The 4,361-nt window shown below is 41.1% G+C and carries 3 protein-coding genes; 2 read left to right on the forward strand and 1 reads right to left on the reverse strand.

Annotation, left to right across the window (positions count from 1 at the left end; translation table 11 throughout):
* Window positions 1-59: 59 nt before the first annotated feature.
* Window positions 60-449, reverse strand: a complete 390-nt coding sequence (locus tag H5072_RS12720; RefSeq protein ID WP_024595957.1) for a DUF2750 domain-containing protein — start codon at window positions 447-449, stop codon at window positions 60-62.
* Between the two features lie 224 nt (window positions 450-673).
* Between H5072_RS12720 and H5072_RS12725 the strand changes: the two genes are divergently transcribed.
* On the forward strand, window positions 674-1,717 hold the full coding sequence (locus H5072_RS12725; RefSeq protein ID WP_039490119.1) for an alkene reductase: 1,044 nt from the start codon (window positions 674-676) through the stop codon (window positions 1,715-1,717).
* A 202-nt stretch (window positions 1,718-1,919) separates the two neighbouring features.
* Window positions 1,920-4,289, forward strand: a complete 2,370-nt coding sequence (locus H5072_RS12730; protein WP_182693722.1) for a TonB-dependent receptor domain-containing protein — start codon at window positions 1,920-1,922, stop codon at window positions 4,287-4,289.
* Window positions 4,290-4,361 lie beyond the last annotated feature (72 nt).

The following is a 4,361-nucleotide window of genomic DNA, read 5'->3' on the forward strand; positions in this document are numbered from 1 at the left end:
GCACTAAATTAAGTGCCGCGTTTATAAATTAATAACTCTGAGTATTTAGGCTTTGAACCTTAATATTTTTTCTTCGGTGCTCTTAATTGTTTTTCAAACTCGTCTGAAAACAATATCGTGCCGTCGTCTTCCTCAGTAGGAAAGGCAGCAATAAGTAAATCATCCTCTTCAAGGCCTGGTGTCCAGCGACTAAACCAATCAGCAAGTGGAATTGCTTTAGCGCTGCAGCCAGCCCATTCGCCAGTTGCCCATGCCTCTGCAAATTCGCGAGTTGGCCAAACTGGTACGCAGTCGTCATCTTCGTTGGCAAGCATAACGCAGCCATCATCGTCGTTTAAAATCCATACTTGTTTAAATTGTTGTACGGTTTCGAACATATAGGCTAGGCGTTTTTTTGCCCCAAGCCCTAAAATTACTGCTTGTTCTTCGCTTAAATTTGGCGTTGTCATAATTAGCTCACTCTTAATTACTATATCTCAATTATATGCACACAAGTATATCGAGTTATATGACAGAGTGTTGAAAAGTTGCTATTTAATTTCAGCAATGCAGATCTAATTTGTATATTGAGCAGTATAAATCACAACTAATTTGAGCGATCATTCAAAATAAGCTTGAATGTTTGTAAAAAGGCCACATTGTAGTAAGTATATACTTAATGAAGGATTGAAAAATGACTACTGATTTACTTGCTCCGTTTAAACTAAATAATACGATTGAGCTTAAAAACCGCGTACTTATGGCGCCATTAACGCGTTGTATGGCTGACGATAACTTAGTGCCAACACAAGATATGGTTGAATATTATGCTCGCCGTGCCGAAACCGGTTTAATTATTAGCGAAGCAACTATTATTCGTCCAGACGCGCAAGGTTACCCAAATACACCAGGTTTATTTACCAGTGAGCAAATTCAAGGTTGGAAAAAAGTAACAGACGCAGTGCACGCTAATGGCGGCAAAATGTTTGCACAGCTTTGGCATGTTGGCCGTGTTGCACATCCTCACTTTTTTGATGGCGATGTACTGGCACCATCAGCAATTGGCGTTGAAGGCTCTGTCCCTCGTATGCGTGAGCTTACATACATCACACCAAAAGCAGCGACTATAGATGACATTAAGGGCCTAGTAGCTGATTACGCAAAGGCGGCAGAAAATGCGATTGAAGCGGGTTTTGACGGGGTAGAAATTCACGGTGCTAACGGGTATTTGATTGACCAGTTTTTACATTACGCTGCAAATACACGCAGCGACGAATACGGTCAAACGCCCGAAAATATGTCGCGTTTTGCACTAGAAGTAACCGATGCAGTTATCGCCGCTGTAGGTAATGAGCGTACTGCTTTACGTGTTACACCGGGTGCTTATTTTAATATGAGCGAAGATAGCCGTGATAAAGCGGTATTCGATTACTTACTACCAGAGCTTGAGAAGAGAGATTTAGCATACTTACACGGCGGTATTTTTGACGACAGTACAACGTTTGAATCGCTTGAAGGTAAAACAACGTCTGAATTTTTACGTGCAGGCTACAAAGGTACATTAGTAGGCGTAGGCAGCTATAGTTTTGAGTCAGCAAAAGAGGCAATTAACGATGCTAAGTTTGATTTAATCGCTATTGGTCGCCCACTTATCGCAAACCCAGATTACATTAGCAAAATTGCAAACGGTGAAGAGTTAGTACCTTACAGCGATGAAATGCTAGCTGAATTAAAATAAATTACTATTTGTAATAAGTTCTAGAAAATAATTAAGGCACCCAAAGCTAAACCTTTGGGTGTCTTTTTTTGTACATATTCTCGCCATAAATCTTCCATATTTGTTTAACCTTTATGTAAATAAAGTTCATCCTCGTTGTCATATTTAAAATTCATACTGTCCGCGTTTTCATATTTCATAATTAAAACTAAACGGGACAACAATGTACGCTTTAAAAAACAAATCGCTATTGAGCATGGCTATTGCCATGGCTGTATCAACATCTACTTATGCTAACGACAACACCATAGAAGAAGTAACCGTGGTTGCTAAACCAACGAGCTACGCTAACAATGTTATTGAGCCTGCAATGCTTGAGCAGCAAAGTTCGGTATCGAGCATATTATCGGTTATTGATAACTTACCAGGTATTAGCATAAACGAAGGTGATGCATTTGGTGGCGACGATTGGTCTACTACAATCACTATGCGTGGTTTTAGTATTGATGGGAACCAACAACAATTAGGAATGACCGTTGATGGCATTCCCAATGGTGGCTCTAATTACGGCGGTGGTGCTAAAGCTAACCGTTACTTGGAGAGCGAAAATTTAGCAACAGTAGAAGTAGGTCAAGGTACGTCTGATATTAAGTCGGCTTCACTTGAAGCACTAGGCGGGACATTTAACTTTGTAAGTAAAGACCCAAGCCTTGAAAAAGGCACTACCTTTGCTTATACATCAGGCAGTCACGATGCCACGCGTTATTATATTAAACACGAAACAGGCACTGTTTTTAATAACACCCAAGCGTACGTAAGTTACTCGCAAACCGATACAAGCCGCTGGATTGGTTCAGGCAGTAATGGGGGCAAAGACAACCAACACGCAGAGCTTAAGTTTGTATCTAATTTTGATGATTTAACACTCACTGGTCGTTTATCTTACGATGATGTAAGCGAGACAAACTATAACAGCGTAAGCCTTGAGCAGTTTGAACAAACACCCGATTGGGATCAGCTAACATGGAATTGGACAGGAGTTCCGCATTTTGACCAAATGTTTGCAGAAGGTTGGGGAACGCTTCGTGAAAATACCTTAGGCTATTTAAAATTTGAATACGCTATTTCACCAACTTCATTATTAACTGTTAGCCCTTATTATCATAAAAATTCAGGTCGCGGCGATTGGATCCCACCTTATTTAACAACACCTGTTGATGAAAATGGTGACCCAACAACCGAGGGTGGCACTAATGCAGGCTCTTATGGTTTTGCTGATAGTGAAGGCAACCCGCTTGCACCAGATGCCGATTGTACGCAAAGTTTGAGCTGGCCATGGGAGTCGGGTCCTGGTTTAAATCCTGCGTGTTACGATGCAACAGCAACGCCGGTTATGTCTTACCGCCATACGCATTACAACAAAGATCGTTTAGGTGTAACGGCAAATTACCAAGCTACATTTGGTGATCACGATATCGAAGCGGGCTTTTGGTATGAGCAAAGCGAGCGTGACGAGTCGCGTGATTGGCACAAAGTAATTGACGCGCGTATTTATCATCACTTTGATAGCACGCCTTACTGGACACAATACAAAAACACTTTTGATACCGATACATTCAAATGGTACTTACAAGACTCGATTAATTTTGGTGACTTAACATTAAATATTGGTGTAAAACAGTATTTAGTTGCATTACAAAAGTATGACCACTTTGCTAACGAAAGATCAGATAAAGTAGATAGCGACTCAGACGTGTTATTTAGTGGTGGTGTATTGTATCAGCTAAATAACAGCACAGAATTATTTGCTAGTTACAGCGAGAATTTTTCAGCAATAAAAGACGGTGTGCTTGAGCGAGATAGCTCAACACTTACAAACATAGAGCCAGAAACTGCCGACAACATAGACTTTGGTGTACGTTACCAAGCCGACAGATTAACCCTTACAGCAACGGCTTACAGTGTTAAGTTTGATAACCGCATTACCTTTATTGCCCCTGGTAGTGGCACAGACGGCATTGATTACACCATTGGTACAAATGGCTCGTACGTAAATGTAGGGGGTATTGACTCAAATGGGCTCGAGCTTGCAGCAAGCTATATGTTAACACCAAGCTGGAGCGTGTACTCGTCGTATACTAATAGCAGTTCTGAGTATTCATCCGATGATCCAAATGCATACGATTCACAGGGTGTAATATTAAGAGATGAAAGTGGTAATGAGGTAGCACCGAGCTTTAGAAAAGGCGACAGCATAATAGATTCATCAGAAGATTTATTTGTGGTATCTACCGATTACTTTAGCGATGGCTTTCGTGTTGGTTTATCCGCTAAATACACCGGTGAGCGCTTAGGTGCATGGCAAGACGAAGACACTCGCACCCGTAATAAAGTAGACGGCTACACCGTACTTGATTTTAATGCAGGTTATTCAACTGACGTAGATGCAGGTCCGTTTAAAGCCATTGACGTATCGTTTGTTGTTTATAACGTTACTGACAAAAGCTACTTAGCAGGTGGTACTGGTAACGGCGCTACTTATTACATTGGCGCGCCACGCACCGCAGCAGTTACATTTACCGCTGACTTTTAAGTTAAAGTTTAGGGTTAGTAACTAAATTAAAGCAAAGCCCATCACTGATGGGCTTTTTGACTGTTTAATGAC

It is taken from the genome of Pseudoalteromonas sp. SR45-5 (genome assembly GCF_014163565.1).
Taxonomy (GTDB): domain Bacteria; phylum Pseudomonadota; class Gammaproteobacteria; order Enterobacterales; family Alteromonadaceae; genus Pseudoalteromonas; species Pseudoalteromonas distincta.